11 protein-coding genes are annotated in these 18,089 nt (G+C 43.0%); 4 read left to right on the top strand and 7 right to left on the bottom strand.

The annotated features are described in order from the left end of the window. Positions 1–78: 78 nt before the first annotated feature. A complete protein-coding gene (locus H6571_03205) occupies positions 79–3,399 on the top strand; it encodes a WG repeat-containing protein (GenBank protein ID MCB9322726.1) in 3,321 nt (1,106 codons plus the stop codon). Between the two features lie 45 nt (positions 3,400–3,444). Here the strand turns inward: H6571_03205 and H6571_03200 are convergent, their stop codons facing one another. The 7 genes from H6571_03200 to H6571_03170 all read right to left on the bottom strand — a co-directional run bounded on the left by H6571_03200 (position 3,445) and on the right by H6571_03170 (position 14,810). Beyond that, positions 3,445–3,696 carry a DNA-binding protein gene (locus tag H6571_03200; protein MCB9322725.1) on the bottom strand — a complete coding sequence of 84 codons (252 nt, stop codon included), beginning with the start codon at positions 3,694–3,696 and terminating at the stop codon, positions 3,445–3,447. A 374-nt stretch (positions 3,697–4,070) separates the two neighbouring features. Continuing rightward, the gene (locus H6571_03195; GenBank protein MCB9322724.1) at positions 4,071–5,711 is read right to left on the bottom strand and encodes a hypothetical protein; all 1,641 of its coding nucleotides are present in this window, start codon (positions 5,709–5,711) and stop codon (positions 4,071–4,073) included. Positions 5,712–5,767: 56 nt separating this feature from the next. After that, a complete protein-coding gene (locus H6571_03190) occupies positions 5,768–8,872 on the bottom strand; it encodes a tetratricopeptide repeat protein (GenBank protein ID MCB9322723.1) in 3,105 nt (1,034 codons plus the stop codon). Between the two features lie 167 nt (positions 8,873–9,039). After that, a complete protein-coding gene (gene rocD, locus H6571_03185; protein ID MCB9322722.1) occupies positions 9,040–10,935 on the bottom strand; it encodes an ornithine--oxo-acid transaminase in 1,896 nt (631 codons plus the stop codon). 9 nt (positions 10,936–10,944) lie between these two features. Beyond that, positions 10,945–12,369, bottom strand: coding sequence for a DUF389 domain-containing protein (locus H6571_03180; GenBank protein ID MCB9322721.1), 1,425 nt, complete (start codon positions 12,367–12,369; stop codon positions 10,945–10,947). Between the two features lie 30 nt (positions 12,370–12,399). Beyond that, positions 12,400–13,053: an ABC transporter ATP-binding protein gene (locus H6571_03175; GenBank protein MCB9322720.1), complete on the bottom strand. Its 654-nt coding sequence runs from the start codon at positions 13,051–13,053 to the stop codon at positions 12,400–12,402. Between the two features lie 89 nt (positions 13,054–13,142). Next, complete coding sequence (locus tag H6571_03170; protein MCB9322719.1) at positions 13,143–14,810, bottom strand: T9SS type A sorting domain-containing protein; 1,668 nt, start codon at positions 14,808–14,810, stop codon at positions 13,143–13,145. 330 nt (positions 14,811–15,140) lie between these two features. Here H6571_03170 and H6571_03165 point away from each other — a divergent pair, with 330 nt between their 5' ends. The 3 genes from H6571_03165 to H6571_03155 are packed head-to-tail and all read left to right on the top strand — an operon-like array spanning position 15,141 to position 17,993. Next, positions 15,141–15,341 (top strand): hypothetical protein, encoded by a 201-nt coding sequence (locus tag H6571_03165; protein ID MCB9322718.1) that lies wholly within the window; start codon positions 15,141–15,143, stop codon positions 15,339–15,341. Between the two features lie 20 nt (positions 15,342–15,361). After that, positions 15,362–16,150: a diaminopimelate epimerase gene (locus H6571_03160; protein ID MCB9322717.1), complete on the top strand. Its 789-nt coding sequence runs from the start codon at positions 15,362–15,364 to the stop codon at positions 16,148–16,150. Positions 16,151–16,199: 49 nt separating this feature from the next. After that, complete coding sequence (locus H6571_03155; GenBank protein ID MCB9322716.1) at positions 16,200–17,993, top strand: acyl-CoA dehydrogenase; 1,794 nt, start codon at positions 16,200–16,202, stop codon at positions 17,991–17,993. The last annotated feature ends 96 nt before the right edge of the window (positions 17,994–18,089 follow it).

The raw sequence follows: 18,089 nt of genomic DNA, 5'->3' as shown, positions 1-18,089 counted from the left end.
TGGGAAAGTGTTACCATTGATTTTTTGAAGTGAGGTCTTTGGTATTTCCCTTTTTAGTCTAAAATGCTAAATAAACCCATGAGGAAATCCATTCTGCTATTTACTTTTTTTCTCCTGTTTTTAGAAGTGACAGCCCAAAAGCTTTTCCCGGTAAGAATAGACAAGATGTGGGGGCTTATCAATGCCGAGGGAGAACTCGTGAAAAAAGCGAATTACGAAGCCATCGGTGATTTCAAAAATTTTGGTTACGCCATCATGCAAAGAAACGGTGGCGTTGGACTGCTCGATAAAAACGGAGTGGAAATTGTTGTTCCCCGATATCATGATATTAAAGTCCTAGATTCTCTCCTGGTAGCCGTAATGGATAACGGAGAATGGATGGTCATCAACCTTTCCGGAAAAATAATTCTGAACAAAGGATATACCCGGCTCCAACTCTGGGGAGGCCGCTATCTCGCTTTCATGAAAAATGAAAAATGGGGAATTGTACAAATGGATGGAACTGAAATAGCCAAACCGCTGTACGATGAAATTTCCTTTGAAGAGGGCAATTTTTTTCTGACCATCAAAGGGAAAATGATGGGCCTGTTGTCCAACTGCGGAAAGGAAATTCTCCCCAATATTGCCAATGAAATTAAGATCGAAAATGACAGTCTGTTTTTCTTCCGTGAAGATAATTTCTGGGGCGCCGTTGATTTTCAGGGAAGACACATTATTGAAACGAAATACGAGGCATGGCGATCCCTCTCTGATGAATATATAAAATTGGTGGCCGATACAAAATTTTCCCTGTATTCGGTAGCCTGCGAACGCATCATCACAGAAGCCGACTATGATGATTTTTATGCTTTTTCAGAGAAATACGTCATTGTTAAGAAGAAACGCCGACTGGGGCTCATTGACTGGTGTGGGAACCAAATCCTCTTTCCCCGATATTCGGAAATCCAGGCCTACGATAAAGGATTGTTCAGGGTGAATTATGAAGGGGCATGGGGTATTGTCAAAGAACAGGATGAACCACTCATTCCTTTTGCTTACGATTATATCTCTCCGCTGGAGGGTAATATTTGCCTGATCAAAAGAAATGGTTTGTTCGGGGTTGCCAATAAATTTGGAGCAGAGGTCATTGCACCCGAATTTAAAAGAATAGAGATCTCAGGTAATAAGGCCAGGGCTTATGTGGGAAATGATGGAAAAGACCAGTTGAAGTTATTTGAATTTGATCAGGAGGGGGCATTGCTCTCCTCGGACGAATTTACCAATCATTTCCAGGTACAAATTGCCGGGAAAAACGCTGCAGATGAGGCGGCCGAAACCAAAACCTTTTATCAACTGGACAATTTCGAATGGTTTTATTCTCCTGAGACCGATCGCTGGGGCCTGCGAAAAATTGTTGACGGGAGCATTCAAATTGAACCTGCCTTTCAGTATGTTCAGGTGGAATCGGATATCGGTTTTACCCTGGTAGGAATGTGGAAATACAATAAATATGATTTTGAAAGAACGACCTACCGCTTTGAAATGGTTTTTGGGTTGGTCAATAATGCTGAAGGGATACTGGTCACGGAGATGGATTTTCTGCATGTATATTTTGATGATTTTCGTTCCGGTTACCCGGTGGCGAGGTTTATTGCCTCCAATGGAAGACATGGACTTATGGACAGGATTGGGAGGGTGGTCAGAAGAGATTTTGCGTTTATAGGTGATTTTAATCAGGGGCGTGCACGGATGAGTCTTTCCGGGCAATTATCGGGAAGTATGAAGCCTGACAGGGAGCTGGGGCGTTTATCCGACTATCTAAATGGAATTTTTGCGCCTTCTTTTATGTTGGATTATACCAATTATGATAAGCTTTTTCAGCAGGATGCATTTTTGGTTTGTGAAAACTGTGAATGGGGGTATATCGATACTTTGGGAAGCGTGGTCATCGGACCTAAATACACCTTTGCCAGGGACTTTATCAACGGCACCGGGATGGTTCAATGCGAAGATAAGTGGGGGATGATTGACTCTTCCGGAAAACAACTCATTGCCTGTCAGTATGATGGGATTGATTACCTGGAAAATACGGGACATAAAATTGTAAAAGTATATTTAAAAGCTCCAAAGTATGGATTGATAGATACTTTGGGCGAATTATGCGTAAGTGCTGTTTATGATGAAATAGGTTATTTTGCCGAGGACAGGCTTTCCGTCAAACGCAATGGGGTATGGGGTTATGTAAACAGAGATGGGATAGAGGTCATTCCATGTCGTTTTAAGGAAGTGGGCAATTTTAATGAAGGATTGGCTGTCGTAAAAATGGGGCGCTACTGGGGTTTTGTTGATAAGGACGGAGATATACAAATAGAAGTAAAATACAGGCAGTGTGGCAATTTCAGTGAAGGCCTCAGCTGGGTGCTTGACAGCGAAGGGGTGAAATTTATTAATAAGGAGGGCGCAACCGTTATTTCAGGATTTTTCGAGAAAGGTTACGATTTCAGTCATGGCGTAGCACGAGTAGTAATAGGCGGGAAATATGGACTCATCGATAAAACGGGGTCCTTTGTGATGAAGCCTAAATATGGCGAAATCAGTGATTTTAACCAATATGGACTGGCGGTAGTGCGCTATGGCAAGGATAAGGTCAGGTATGGGGTTATTAATAAGGAGGGAGTTAAGATCACCAATAATGACTATCTCAAAATTGAAGATTACAGCGAAGGCCTGGCGGTAGTGAAAGATAAGGATGGATACGGATTTATTGATACGCTGGGAAAACTCATTATTCCATGCATTTATTCCAAAGCTTCAGGTTTTAACGAGGGCCTTGCTGCTGTTAGCCTGCAAGGCAATTGCGGTTATATTCGCAAAAGCGGACAGGAAGGGATTGAAGATTCCTTTACGCGGTGCCAGGATTTTGAAGATGGCAGGGCCGTTGTTTACAAAGGCATCCGCAAGGCCGGGTTGATTGACCCGGAAGGGAATTATATCATCAAACCCAGCCTGGACAGGCTCCTCAGGTTTAACGAAGGCAGAGGACTGGTGCGGGATAAAAAATTCAGGTTTTATTATATTACGGAACAGGCAGGTCTTTACAACGGCTATTACGAAACGGCAAGAGCTTATAATCACGGAGTCGCAGTTGTTCAAATGGATGGTAAATGGGGAGTCATCAATCAAAAGGGAATGGCACTCATCCCTCCAAAATATGATAAAATTGAAAAATTTGTTGGTGGTTATGCCAAGGTAATGATTTCCGGCTATAGCGGTTTGACCAATCTTAACGGGCAATCTATCGCCAAACCTTCTTACGAATTGATTACTTATGCCGGTGAAGGACTGTTCAGGGCAGAACAAGGTGACAAGGTGGGATACCTCGACAGCCAGGGAAATTGGGTTTGGAATCTAACCAAATAAAAAACGGGAAGTAGTAAATTTACTATTTCCCGTTTTTTATTTTAGTTATTTGTTTTGGCCTTCTTCGATCATTTGTTTAGCCAGTTCTAAAATGGTGGTGTCTTCCAGAAATACAATGCCACCGTCAGGACCGGGTTGTACATGTTTTTCTACAATTTCTCCATCGCCGAATTTATTGGCACCAAAATAATTCCGAACGGTTTGTTCTTCAATGCCCAACGTTTCAGCGATGCGTTTTACACTTCCTGTGGGTAAATTGTGTTTAATTTCCCGTAATTCGTTGAAAGAAATATTCATCTGTTAATAATTTTGATTAAGAAATGTTCCTTAAACAGGAACGGTTCCAAAATACGCCCGGCGAGCAGCCGGACTTGCAAAAAATACTCATCCCACTTTGTTGTATATAATAAGGGATAAATCAATTATTGCTGATGTCTTTATGATAAAAAATAAATGTTTTTAGTCACTGATAAAGATAGAATAATTCCCCTTTCATGCAAAGTTTTTGCCCAAAAAATATTCTAATTTATTTTCAAAAAATCATCCATTTTTTCATTCAAAAAACCCCGGTGCAGCACTTCAAAAAAAAATCCTGAATTTTGCACTAATGCAAAATTCAGGATAACTGCAGATCGGCCGTTCTTTTTGGTTCAGCAGTGAAATAAATTGGTTTAAAACCTCGCGGTGATCCCGACCAGGGCATTGAGTCCCAGCGTAGGATAACGCTGCCATCTTTGTCTGTTGTTGCTGGCCAGGTTGTTGAGTTGGATAAAGCCGCCTATTTTTTCGGTAAAGAAATATTCACCGCCCAAACTGATGTCAAACAGTCCGTTCAGGTTTTGCGCTTTTCCATTGATGTCCTTGTAGGGTACACCGTTTTCGAGGAAAAAATCTGCCTTAACTAGAAGCTTTTGGTCTTCGGTTCTGTAACGTGCTCCGGCACTTACCGAAAAAGCAGGCAGATGCCAGGCTTTTGCTTCATTATTGAGACTATAAATATTCTGAGAGATCGATCCTGTTAATTTTAACCCCTTAACGATAGGGGCGGAGAGGTTGGCTTTAAAGTAAACAATGGTGGCCGTATCGTAAAGTACATCAAATCTTGCAATGGAATCTTCTTGTGCTGACAACTGGAACAAAGCCAGATCATCGACGGCCTTGTATCCGGCTTGTGCGTTGTAATCAATACCACGGATATTACCTTTTACCCCACCATAATATTGGAGATATTTTGAATTTTTAATATTTACCTTTGATTCAATGAAAGGGTTGTAATCGCTTAAGTGCTTAAAATTATTCTTATACAACTCTCCGTTAGCCCCGATAAAAGCCGTGACGATGCCTTCAACAATGGTGGCATTGGCTTCAACATCAGGGAAAAAGGAGAAGTTATCTTCATTGGTGGCGATATTGACCCCCAGTTTAACTTTGAAACGGTCCTGGTGCCAGGTAAAATTGGGTGCCAAAGAAAAGTTGTTAAGCGTTGCTTTTTCATCGACATTGTAGGTGGTGAAATCCGTGACCAGTTTTACATTTAAAGGATGCTTTTCATTGATCCATTTTGTAGCGCCGATGTTAAGGGCGAATCCTCTTTCCTTGGCGGCATAACTGTCCTGGAGCAGGTAAAAATCTACTCCTGCATCATAATTAAAATCCAGCGCCATCCTTTCTCCGTTAAAAATATTGGCTTTTCCATAAAGCGTCCAGATCCTTTGCTCAATGTCTGTCGGATCAAAGGTGAAATTTGTACCGGTTTCCTTGTTCAGGTCATTGTAACCATAAAAATGAACCTTGTCCGTTTCGTAGCCAAGCAGCCCACTTACGGCAAAACCCTGGTCGAAGAAATAGGCACCATTCACTTCCCCTTTGGTATCGCTGAATTTTTGATTTTCAATATTTTTATTGTTATTGGCCGAGTAGTGGTATAGATCAACGCCAAAGCGGTGTTTGTCTTTTTTGTTGATAATGTTATAAGAACCTTCCCCGTACAAGGAAATGGGCAGTCCTACGCCGGCTTTGAGATAGCCATCGTATTTTTTTTGTAACGTTTCAGTTTTATCAGCCAGGGGTTTTATTTTGGGGGGCAGATACTCTACCTGGATGGTTTTTGTGACCACATTATACTGTTGCCTTTTTGAAGTGGTATCCAGGGCAGGTAAAGTTGGTGTGACGTCAACTTTTTCAGTGATGTTCAAACGGGCATTAAAACTTTTTACCACATCCACCTGGCTGCCAGGGAGATCCCCCTGTGCAAAGGCTGTTTGCACAAACAATACAGCGATAAGAAAAAATATATTTTTAATTGGTTGCATTTTTTTTAGCATTTAGTCATTAAACAAATCTATTGCCCTCCAAAAGATCTTCATCATCAATTGCCATCAATGAGTTCAAGGGTATTATTCGAATCGATATTGCTGTTCTTATTAAGTTGCTTGTTTATAGCATTTAATTTGGTTTGAGCAATATTGACCAGTTCAGCATCCTCGTTATAGTTCTCAAGAACAGCCTCCAGGGCGGCACGCGCGTCGTACAATTGACCTTTTTCTGCCAGAATGTCGGACAAAAGGATAATACTTTTTATCACCCAGTAAGGATAGGCTGAACTTTCCTTATTGGCGTTAAGGCAAATTTCCTGGGCTTTTTCAAGGTTCCGGCGTTGGTAATAAATATCTGCAACGAGATAACGCGCTTCGGCGGTATACTCATTATCGCTCAGTCGTTTTACTTCCTCAAAAGAGGTGAGGGCATTATCGAAATCACGGCGGTCATAACTTATCTTACCAAGGAAATAATTGGCAGTGGCTTTTTGTTCCGCTGAAGCATTAGGGTGGGTAGCCACCTTGCCGGCCATAGCATAAACAGCCTGGGTGTTTCCTGTGCGGTAGGCACTCCTCATGGCGCCCAGTTGTGCCTCGAACCTCATGTCTTCATTAGTGGAAGCCGCTTCGAGTTTTGTATATAGGTCATACGACTTTTGGAAATCCTTAGAATGGTTATAGGTAATAATGGCTGCTTTCTCCAGCGCTTTTACATAATAACGGCTTGATCCCTGATCCACTACATACTCATAATCCAACAAACCCAGATCATATTCTTTTTGAATGGTGTAGGATTCTCCGCGGTGGTAATAAGCTGTCAGCAAATTCAGTCCATTTGGATGTTTGCGCATATAGTTGGTGTACTCTTCTATCGCCCGGGCATAATTGGCTCTTTCGTATTGAGTCTCTGCTGCTTTAAAGTCGATGGCATCCCTGCCGTCACTATCAATCTTGTAACCAGGAATGGTTTCCAGGAAGGCAAAATACTGGTCGGACTGGCCAAGATCCTGGACGTAAATTTCCTCCAGGGCGGCAAGGGCTAGTTTGCCCTCTTCCGGCGTAGGATTATTCGAAAATACCTGCTTGTAATAATTGATTGCTGCCTGGAGGTTTCCCTGGTTGTAACTGATCAATCCCAGCTGGATGAGTGCCTGGTTGACCAGGTCGGATTTGTTTTTATAATTTTCCACCAAAGCTTTAAGCGGTACGGCGGCGTTGTTTAACTTGTTGATTTCCTGGTAGGTAACGCCCAATTGGAAAAGGGCGTCGTCGGCATATTCGGAATTTGGAAAATCCCGGGGAATGCGCTCCAGCGCAAGGATTTTTTCCGTGGTTCTCCCCCTGAGGCCTTCAATAACGGCTTTTTGATAAAGAGCATAATCAAAACCGGTATAACGGTTGTTGATGGCTTCATCGTAATAGTTCGCCGCCTTGTTGTAATTGTTGCGTTTGAAGTAGCAATCACCTGCTCTTACCGTAGCATCGCCCAGGACTTTGTTGCTTACTTCTGTGTTTTTGATAAAGGCTTTATTGCGTTTAATACCGGCGACGGCCTCATCAAAAAAGCCTACGGCAGCAGCGTAATTTTCTTTTTTCAGGTAATTGTACCCCTGGATATAATTGGCCGTAAAAACCGAAGATTCGTCTGGTAAACCAGTAAGCGTTTTGGCCATGGTCATAAACTGATCGATCTTACGGATGCTTGTCTCATATTGATCCTCACGGTGAGCAATATCTCCCTGCCAGAATGTGGTAAGTGCTTTGGTTTTGGTATCCATCGGGAACTGCAGGGAACGATCGAATAGATTTTTAGCTCCCGGGATATCTCCAGCCTGCAATAATTGCAATCCACGGAAATAAGTTACTTTTTGGTAACTTTCCTGGATGTCCGGCGTTTTATTAGGCAGTTTTTCGATAATTTCCATGGCTTGTTGATAATCGCGGTAGCTTAGGAAAATTTCACTCATCAGTTTTTGAGCTTCAGTATAGTAGGGAGATTCAGGTTTGAAGCCCTGTAAACTGGTGATGGCTTCCCTGGAATCCTTAAGTTCATACGATAGTTTGGCATAGTTAAATAATGCCTCTTGCTGTATTTGTGAATCGTAATCCATTCTTTTTGCACTGGCAAAAGCGGTTCGGGCAGCTCTTTTATTGCCTGCCCGCAGATTGCAATCTGCCAGATAATACATAGCTGACTGGCCGAGTTTGGAATCAATACCATTCAATTCTTCAAAACTTTGGGCGGCCTTACTATAGTTTCCTACCTGGTATTCCGTGAAACCAAGCTGATAAAACTCTTCTTCCCTCATCTTGCGGCTATTCTCGGCATAGTACCGCAGGTAATCAAGGGCTTTTGGGTAGTTACCCAGTTCAAAATAAGATTGTCCGACGAGCTGAGATATTTCTGTTTGGTTTCGCAGCCCGCGGCTGGCCAGTTTCGGTTCGGCATAATCGATCAATTCCTGGTAGCGGCGCTGGGCAAAATAGATTTGCGCCAGGTAATAGGGAATGTGTGGTTGGTATCTCTTGGAGCGTTCTGCCACCCTCAGGTGTTTGATGGAATTTTCATAATCCCCATCAAAGAAATAACAAAGCCCCAAATAGTAATTGGCCGGGGATTGGTATTCACTGTCGTAATTGGCAATATCCCTGAATTTTGCCTTGGCGGCTGAAAACTTTTGTTTTACAAAAAGGGCATATCCTTGTCGATAATTAACCTCTGCACGCTGTTGTTTACTCAGTCCTGAAAGGGGGGCCTGGTTGTAATATTCCAGTGCTTTGTCGAAATCTCGTGAATTGTAATAGTAATTGGCCACTTCGATCAGGGCATCGTTCGCGATGGGATCAGGAGAATAGGTGCGAATAAAATCAAGCATGAGTTTTTCACCGTCGGGTTGTTCCAGCAAGACCGCACATTTTGCATAATAAAATTCCGCTTTGGCAAGCAATTGCCGGTTGGCCGCTTCATTGACAGGCAACAATAAATGGACGGCATTTTCAAATTCGCCCTGAGCTTTGGCAAATAATCCATTAGCGAGCAATTCTTCTCCGGATTTAAAAGCTCTGTCGGCCTCAGTATAAACTGTGGTTTCCTGAGCATTCAACATTGAAAAAAGTAAAATTGCCGCAAAAGACAAATAAATTCTTTTTATCATTATTACAGGTGTTTTATTCAAAATTGTGACATAGCTTTTTGCTTCGGATCTGATTCATCCAAAACATCACTTAAACTATGTTAATATGTTATTTTATTGTTCAAATGATTAACTTTTGAACCATTTCGTTATTTGTTATCTTCTTCTTTCTCATTCCTATTGACAAATTATTCAAAATCCAGGATCGTTTTGATAATGATGTCGCAACATTCATCAAGTTGGTCTTCTGTCATGACCAATGGCGGGGCAAACCTGATAATATTTCCATGAGTTGGTTTGGCCAACAACCCGTTTTCGGCGAGTTTCATACACATATTCCAGGCCGTTTTGCTTTTTTCATCATCATTGATGACAATGGCATTTAGGAGTCCCTTGCCACGAACCAAGGTGATTAGATCGGATTTTTCGACCAGTTCCTTCTGAAGTCTGGCCCTGAATTTTTTACCCAGATCTGTCGCTCGTTCCGCAAGCTTTTCGTCCCTGACCACTTCGAGAGCCGCCATAGCTACCGCACAGGCCAAAGGATTTCCGCCAAATGTAGAGCCGTGTTCTCCGGGAAGGATCGTCATCATTATTTCATCTCTTGCCAGTACAGCGGAAACCGGAAAAACTCCTCCGGAAAGGGCTTTGCCCAGGATAAGGATATCTGGTTTAAACCCATAATAGTCACAGGCCAGTAATCTTCCGGTGCGGGCAATTCCCGTTTGAACTTCATCAGCAATAAAAAGTGCCTTGTGTTGCTGACATAAGGCATAAGCCTCCGGAAGGTAATGGTCGTCCGGTACGACTACACCTGCTTCACCCTGGATGGGTTCAACGATGAATCCTGCAACATTCGGATCCTGCATGGCTTCTTTCAAAGCCTCAAGATCGTTATAAGGGATAATGATATAGCCTGGCATGTATGGCCCAAATCCTCCCGTTGAATCAGGATCGGTAGACGCAGAAATGACCCCCAGCGTCCTGCCATGAAAATTGGCACTGGCAAAAATGATTTTTGCCTGGTTGACGGGAACACCCTTCACTTTGTAAGCCCATTTTCTACAAAGTTTTAAGGCCGTTTCAACCGCCTCCACTCCGGTATTTATGGGAAGCACCTTATCATAACCGAAATATTCGGACATAAATTTTTCGTAAGGGCCCAGCATATCATTGTAAAAGGCTCTTGAAGTCAGGGTCAGGACTTTGGCTTGTTCAATAAGTGCCTCTATGATCCGGGGGTGACAATGGCCCTGGTTTACGGCTGAATAGGCAGACAAAAAGTCATAATATCTTTTTCCTTCCGCATCCCATACGAAAACCCCTTCTCCCCGTGATAAAACGACCGGGAGAGGATGGTAATTATGGGCACCATAGGCATCTTCCATTTCTCTAAGCTCATGAGAAGACAAGTTTTCTGTTGATATCATTTGATGTAGTTTTTGATTCCTTTTGTTTTCTTTAAAAGAGGCGACGACGTCTTCTGAATTAATGATCGAAATGCCGTTTTCCTGCATTTCTTCGATGGCTTTTTTGATATCTCCTTTTTCGAGTTCCACACCACGGCAGCCATCGGCAACAAGGTAGGTTTTGTAGCCCAGATTTGCAGCGTCCAGGGCGGTGAATTTCACACAATAATCCAACGCCAGCCCCATGATATAAACTGTTTTAACTCCTGATTGTTGCAAAAAATCGTGTAATCCGGTGGACTTGGTGTGGCCGTTGTCAAAAAATCCTGAATAACTGTCTAGCCCTGCATCCGTTCCTTTTACGAATATTTTATCGATGTTTTTAAGGTTCAGGTCGGCGACAAATTCTGCTCCATGGCTTTCTTGTAAACAATGAACGGGCCAAAGGATCTGGGGTAAACCGTTCAATACCGTCACGTCTCCCATTTGTTTGCCGGGGTGGTTGGCCGCAAAACTGCCATGGTTGGAAGGGTGCCAGTCCTGTGTGGCGATTACCAGGTCGAATATCTCGGACAGGGCGTTGGCTATGGGAACGGTTTGATCCCCTTCTTTAACCTCCAGTGCCCCTCCAGGGCAAAAATCGTTTTGGATATCAACGAGTATTAATGCATTCATCAAAATTAATTAGTAAGCAATGATTTGTAACGTATCCAGATTGGCTCGTTGGATCATAAAATCGTAGATCTTTTTTTCATCGTTTTGTCGTTGATTTAAAGAGGTCTTTCGATCCCATTTTATGATTAACAGCGGCAAGGTGACGGTCCCGTTATTGAAGGCGCTTTTTTCAATATTGGCAAAACCCACCTCATCCAGTTTGGGGAAAATTGTTTTCAATTCGTTCCCGATTTTCTTAAGCGGAATGCTGATGGAATTGATGCTGTCAATTTTGTGGGAAAGTTCTTTGATTAGAGTTTCCTGGTCGGTTTTGACCATATTCACTGTTTCGAGTTGGTTGGCAATCTGGCCCAAACTCGATAATTCCAGCTGCATCTTATTGATCTTGTCCAGGCGAATACTGTTGTCCTGGATGATACTAAGAATGGTATTTTTTAGATCGTAATCTGTTGCCAGCAAATTATTGTAATGATTGACGGAATCAGGAGTAATACTCCTGCCGAGTAACTCGAGCACCAATTGGTTGGTGGTGTCGCCCTCTACAAAGGAAAAATCAATGCAATTTTCTTTGAAATGATCCTGGATGAACAACTCTGCTTTTGCTTTATTTTTCTGGAAGACGATGAGGTCTTTGAGAATTTTTGCACTTGGCAGGATAATGATTAGGCTAAATACCAGAATAAAAATGCTCGTTCTGCGGGCATCCCGTTCATCAAGGTGAGCCTTAAAGGGAAATTTAAGCAACCTGATGATGATGTAAGTGGTTAGTGCGATAAAAAAAGAGTTCAGGAAGAACAGGTAAAAAGCATTGAGCATGACCTGCCAGTTTCCATTGGCCAGACCATAACCGCTTACGCACAATGGTGGCATCAAGGCCGTTGCGATAGCTACTCCGGGAATGGCATTGGACTGATCTTTTCTGGAAATGGAAATGATGCCGGCCAATCCCCCAAAAACGGCGACAAGGCTGTCCAGGAGATTAGGGCTTGTTCTTCTTAGAATTTCACTCGTTGGTAACCCCAGGGGGGTAATCGAAAAATAAAAAGTACTGGTGATGAGCGCGATAAAAATGGCAATGGAAAAATGCCTGAGTGAAATAATAAGGGCTTCCCGGTCATTGATGCCTACTGCCAGCCCTATGCCAAGGATGGGAGCCATCAGAGGGGAAATGAGCATGGCGCCGATGATCACGGCTGCGGAGTCCAGATCCAGACCCAGAGAGGCGATCATGATTGAACACATGAGCATCCATGCATTGGCCCCACGCATCCTCTTATTATTTTTTATGGCAATTATGGTTCCTTCGCGGCTCAACCCTTCCTTAAGATCAATCAAATCGGCAAACCAGTCTTTTACGGCATAGAAAACCTCTTTAAAAAGGCTTTTGAGTGATTTGTTTTCAGGAAGGCCCTGTTCTGTCGGATTATTTTCCATCTTTCGTGGTTAACAGTTACTCCTTATCTATTAATTTTTGATCAATCCGTCTTCCATTTCCAGAATCCTGTCACTCATTTCCGCTAATTCACTGTTGTGGGTGACGATCACAAAGGTCTGGTTAAAATCTTCTCTAAGTTTGAATATGAGCTGGTGTAATTCCTTAGAGGAAGCTGAATCGAGGTTTCCCGAAGGTTCATCTGCAAAAATTATGCCCGGATTATTGATCAGAGAGCGGGCCACCGCCACTCTTTGTTGCTCGCCGCCGGAAAGTTGTGACGGTTTATGGGTCAGGCGTTCGGATAACCCCAGGTAATCCAGCAACTCCTTGGCCCGGTGCTCCGTATCTGCTACAGATTGTCTCCTTATGTATGCGGGGATGCATACGTTTTCCAGAGCCGTGAACTCAGGCAGTAAATGATGAAACTGGAAGATGAAACCAATGTTCTTATTTCTAAAGGCCGCCAACTGTTTTTGGGATAATTTAAATACATTTTCATCCTGGATGTACAATTCGCCCTGGTGTGCATTATCCAAGGTACCCAGAATATGCAATAACGTACTTTTTCCGGCACCTGATTTACCTATAATGGATACCACTTCGCCTTTTGGGATGTGTAAATCTACTCCTTTCAGGACATGCAGGGTACCGTAGGATTTATGAATATTGGTCGCTTTTATCACTGTGTTGAATTTGGGGCTAAAATAGGGAAAATTAAATGATTAATGTAAACCCTTTTGGTAAAATGATAATTGAAGAGTGGCCGATCATCTTATTGAACAACAAACTTGCCAACGGCTATCCGCCCATCCTCGCAAATGATTTTGTAGAGATATATTCCTGAAGGCAGACTGGTCCCTTCAATATTATACGATTTTGTATGTAAATTTTGCTGATGTAATAAAAGCCTGCCCTCCGAAGTGTAAAGCGCCAACTCGTTAATAGTTAATTTACTTGATTTAAGACTCAGTACTGATTGATCAGTCATTGGGTTGGGGCTGAAGGTCACGGCGTTTTCCGGAAGGTATATTTCGTTTTGTTTATTTAGTATGTTATAAAAATCACATACTTCTGAGGCCGCCCCACTTATTTGATCCGTTGCAGGACACGGATATTCCACATCTTCTACCCCAATGACGGCAAAAGTCATGGAGTTGGATTCGCCCGGATTTAATCGAAAAGGCCCGAAATTCATCAACATCCGGTGATCGCCTTGCGGCAAATTAGCAGAACACATGCTCCAGGCATTCTCGTCGGCAGGTGATCCCGGGTACTGAAAGTTTGTGGGGTTACCCTGTGGGTCCAGCATGGATGATCCGTCGAGCCAATGGGCTGTCATGAGGTTGTAATACTCGGATGCATTGTTCGGAACCGATTGATTTGGGGGTAAGCCATAACCGTAAATAATGAACGAGGAAAGTCCTAAATCATCACCGTTTTGATCACTAAATCCTTTTATTAACTTAATGGCCATCATGGGTATGTTTTCACAGTAGGTACTGATACCCTGGTCACAATTGCAACCAATGCTCCCGTCCACGGCATCTTCATTATAAATAATAGCCATTTTTTCGTCAGGAATACATCCGACAAAATCATCTGTGTAACAACCAAGATCAGGATCCACCCAAAGGGAAAAATAGGTGGAGTCAAGAGAGGTGATCGCTCTATTGACGATTTGAACATCGTAAAATGTGGTATTGTTAATCGCATCGTTATCGCTGGCATAAGCGTAGGCCATTACGCGCACTTCAACGTTAAGTGGAAGGCTCCCCGCAAGTTCAAGGGAGGAGGAATAATTGAAAATCCACCATATAGCTTCATCCGCCTCCCTGGTCATTGGATAATCTCCTTCGTAAGGATTGTATTGACCATTGCCATCATTGTCAAAAAATGGAGCGAGTGAGGCATCAGGCAGGTCAAATCCATGAATGCCAATGAAATGCGGATTTCCTTTTCCTGGCCAGCCCAAAATGGAAACAGGAATGGTATTGTCGATCACACCATTATCCTGCCAGTCAGCTCTATGTGCGTTGATATCCAGTTGGTTGACTTTGAAAAAACGATCCCAATTGGCACAAGTGCTGGCATCAGTATCTCCGTTCATATTTAATGGTCCGGCCCAGTAAGCTCCCGCACCTGATCCCAGACCGTAAGTACTTGCAGCCATTTTTAAATTGCCACCATCATCAAAACCAGCCATCCAGAAACCACCGGCAAAAAGGGCTGAAACTTCATTGGTAGGGTTGGAGTTGGCAGGAAAAATATACCGACCATCACTGCCATCCCACCACAAACTACCACCTTGATTGAGCCGTGCCCGAACATTGTTTGCCGCTAGATCAACCTGTGCCATTGGACTATCGCAATTCTGACTAAAACTACGGTGGGTAAAAAATATCAGTAGGGCAATAAGAAGAGTTCTTACATTTGATTTCATAACATTTATAATTTAATTCACAATACAATACCATCAATTGAGTGGTCCGCCTTGGTCCCCTAAAGGCGTAGAATTCAAAATCACCTTAATAAACGAATAATATCCCTAAATTGCAAACCTTTTTATTTTTGCATATCCGTTAATAAAGCTCTACTTTTATGATCCAAGATTTAAAGTTAAAATGGAGAGCATGGTGGCATCTTTGTTAAAACGGTCGGATTGTCATTAAAAATCAATACTTAATCCTTTTTGCGACACAGTTTATCCCCTTGAACCCTTTGAACCCCTTGACTCTTTGAAACATTCAATTGCAATTTTATATTCTGTAATATGGAAGAAAAACAACCGGCCGGAACTCCGCCAAAACCAGAGCCTTTATTCGGAAAAAAATTTAACCTCTACGGGGGGATTTTTATTCTCCTTCTTATTGCGCTGGCTCTTTTCAGGCATATTGTCCTGGACAAACCTTTTGGAATGGTGGAGGAAAAACAGGATCAACAAGAAAGGGTGGATAGCTTGAAAACTGATTAATCCAACGAATATCTATTATGATGAGTACCAAAATACATTTTCATAAATACCAGGGAGCCGGCAACGATTTTATCATGATTGACGACAGAAGTGCTTCCTTTGATGCACAAAACCACCAGTTAATCAGTGCCATGTGTGACCGTCGTTTCGGAATCGGGGCAGACGGACTGATATTATTGCAGCAACATGATTCATTTGACTTTGTGATGAAGTACTACAATGCAGATGGTTTTGAAGGATCCATGTGTGGAAATGGAGGCCGCTGTATCGTATCTTTTGCTCATGCGCTCGGTGTTATTGGTCATGAAGCTTCTTTTCTGGCAGTGGATGGTGCTCATGAAGCAAAAGTCTCCGGTGACCAGGTAGAACTGAAAATGGGAGACGTTTCCGGGATTGAAGAAGGGGAGGGGGATTATTTTCTCAATACAGGTTCGCCTCATTTCGTTCGGTTTGTGGATCAACTGGAAGGATTTCCGGTTTTTGATGAGGGGAGAAAAGTGCGCTATTCGGATCGTTTTAAAAAAGTAGGAACGAACGTAAATTTTGTCGAAGTGGCTGAGAATAGTATCAGGGTCGCCACCTATGAAAGAGGGGTAGAGGATGAAACCTTGTCTTGCGGTACAGGTATTGTGGCTTCTTCCATTGCTCATTATATTCATTCAGGCATGACGGGCGATTTTGAAACGGCCATAACGGCCAAAGGAGGACAACTGAAGGTTCGCTTTAAGGCAAAAGATAACGGCTTTTTTGATGTATGGCTGATCGGACCGGCACAACAGGCATTTGAAGGTATTTACAGTATCCGGTAGTACGACAGGTATTCATTCAATCTACCATAACACAACACAATAATCAACTATGGACAATCAGTATATGAGTATGGAGAATCTGCGGTTTTGGATGTTCGATGTCCATAACGTGGAAGCATTATTTGAGCTGGAGCGATTTCAGGATTACGACCGGGAATCTATCGAAATGTTTCTGCAGTCAATGAAGGATTTCGCGGATGCAGAACTCTATCCGTTTTTTACGGCAATGGATGAAAAACCGGTTCGGTTTGAAAATGGAAAAGTACTTGCCCACCCTCAACTAAAGAACATCATAGCCAAAGCGGCTGATTTGGGTTGGCTGGGTCCTGGATTTGACTATGAATTTGACGGGATGCAAATACCGGAATCCATTTTCCTGGCGGGAAACCATATCCTGGAATCTGCAAATAACAGTGCCACCGGTTATTTAAATCTTACCACAGGATCGGCTAATCTCATCATTACTTTCGGCGATGAGGAGTTAAAAAGAACTTACGTTCCCAAAATGGTAAACGGTACCTGGATGGGAACCATGGCGCTCACTGAACCCCAGGCGGGAAGCTCTCTTTCCTTCCTGACCACTGCTGCACAGCCTACAGACGCTGGATATTATCATATCAGGGGGCAGAAAATCTTCATTTCAGGCGGTGACCACCAGTTTGCTGAAAATTTCATCCACCTTACCTTGGCCAGGATTGAAGGAGCCCCTGAAGGAACAAAGGGAATTTCCCTGTTTGTCGTTCCAAAATTCCGTACGAATTCGGAGGGTGGGCTTGAACCCAATGATGTGATTACCGCCGGGGATTTCCAAAAAATGGGTCAACGGGGGTACGCCACCACCCATTTGGTTTTTGGCGAAAATGAAAATTGCCGGGGCTGGCTGGTAGGGGAGCCCCACCAGGGATTGAAATATATGTTCCAGATGATGAACGCCGCAAGAATTGATGTCGGGGCGACTGCCGCCTCTACCGCAACGGCTGCTTATTATGCTTCATTACAATATGCCAAAGAACGTTCCCAGGGCACACTTTTGACTGGGGATAGAACCCAAGACGGGCAGACATTGATTATCAATCATCCGGATATAAAACGAATGTTGCTCCTGCAAAAAGCCATTACTGAAGGCTCGATGAGTTTATTGTTTGAATGTTCCCGCCTGGCAGATTTGCATGCTCATGCTACCGACGGGAAGAATGGCGATTATCATATGTTACTTGAATTATTGACCCCTATTGCCAAAACTTATCCAGCTGAAGCCGGGCAGAGGGCTATCAATAATGGTTTGCAGGTTTTGGGGGGGTATGGTTTTTGTATTGATTTTCCTTTGCAGCAATACTACCGTGATATACGGATAATGTCGCTTTACGAGGGCACCACAGGCATTCAATCTCTTGATTTGCTTGGGCGCAAAATGACCATGAAAAATGGAAGGGCGGTGGATCTTCTGGTGATGGAAATTGAAAAGACCATTAATGATGCCATAACTTTTGAGGCGACAAAGCCTTATGCAAAATTGCTCGGCGAAAAGCTCAGGTTGACTGACCAGGTTTTCAGGCATTTGGCCGCCTTTGCCAAAACGGGAGATATGGAGCGTTTTCTTGCAGATGCCACCGTTTTTATGGAATTTGCCGGAACTCTTGTCGTGGCATGGCAATGGCTGAAAATGGGAATAGTCGCCCAAAAAACAATCGAGGTGAAGGAGAATAGCCCGTTTTACCAGGGAAAATTACATACCATGAAGTTTTTTTTCCACTACGAAGTTCCGAAAATGGAGGCCCTGGCTCAAACGCTTCAAAACGTAGAAAAATTAACTATAGGGAAGGAGATAATCGATTATTTGTAATCATAAAAATACTCTATTTATCCGCTCACAACTCTAAATAAAATCCTATCTTTGCGGCATTTTCAGCGAAATATTATGCTGCTGAAATGAGCATTT

The organism is Lewinellaceae bacterium (assembly GCA_020636105.1).
Lineage (GTDB): Bacteria > Bacteroidota > Bacteroidia > Chitinophagales > Saprospiraceae > BCD1.
This window is presented reverse-complemented; position numbering and strand designations above follow the sequence as displayed.

What these genes read in the sequence shown, in the direction of transcription:
- H6571_03165 (MCB9322718.1), top strand. Translation starts at nt 15,141, where the DNA reads ATGGAAGAAAAACAACCGGCCGGAACTCCGCCAAAACCAGAGCCTTTA.
- H6571_03155 (MCB9322716.1), top strand. Translation starts at nt 16,200, where the DNA reads ATGGACAATCAGTATATGAGTATGGAGAATCTGCGGTTTTGGATGTTC.
- H6571_03190 (MCB9322723.1), bottom strand. Translation starts at nt 8,872, where the DNA reads ATGATAAAAAGAATTTATTTGTCTTTTGCGGCAATTTTACTTTTTTCA.
- H6571_03195 (MCB9322724.1), bottom strand. Translation starts at nt 5,711, where the DNA reads ATGCAACCAATTAAAAATATATTTTTTCTTATCGCTGTATTGTTTGTG.
- H6571_03180 (MCB9322721.1), bottom strand. Translation starts at nt 12,369, where the DNA reads ATGGAAAATAATCCGACAGAACAGGGCCTTCCTGAAAACAAATCACTC.
- H6571_03170 (MCB9322719.1), bottom strand. Translation starts at nt 14,810, where the DNA reads ATGAAATCAAATGTAAGAACTCTTCTTATTGCCCTACTGATATTTTTT.
- H6571_03205 (MCB9322726.1), top strand. Translation starts at nt 79, where the DNA reads ATGAGGAAATCCATTCTGCTATTTACTTTTTTTCTCCTGTTTTTAGAA.
- H6571_03160 (MCB9322717.1), top strand. Translation starts at nt 15,362, where the DNA reads ATGAGTACCAAAATACATTTTCATAAATACCAGGGAGCCGGCAACGAT.
- rocD (MCB9322722.1), bottom strand. Translation starts at nt 10,935, where the DNA reads ATGAATGCATTAATACTCGTTGATATCCAAAACGATTTTTGCCCTGGA.
- H6571_03200 (MCB9322725.1), bottom strand. Translation starts at nt 3,696, where the DNA reads ATGAATATTTCTTTCAACGAATTACGGGAAATTAAACACAATTTACCC.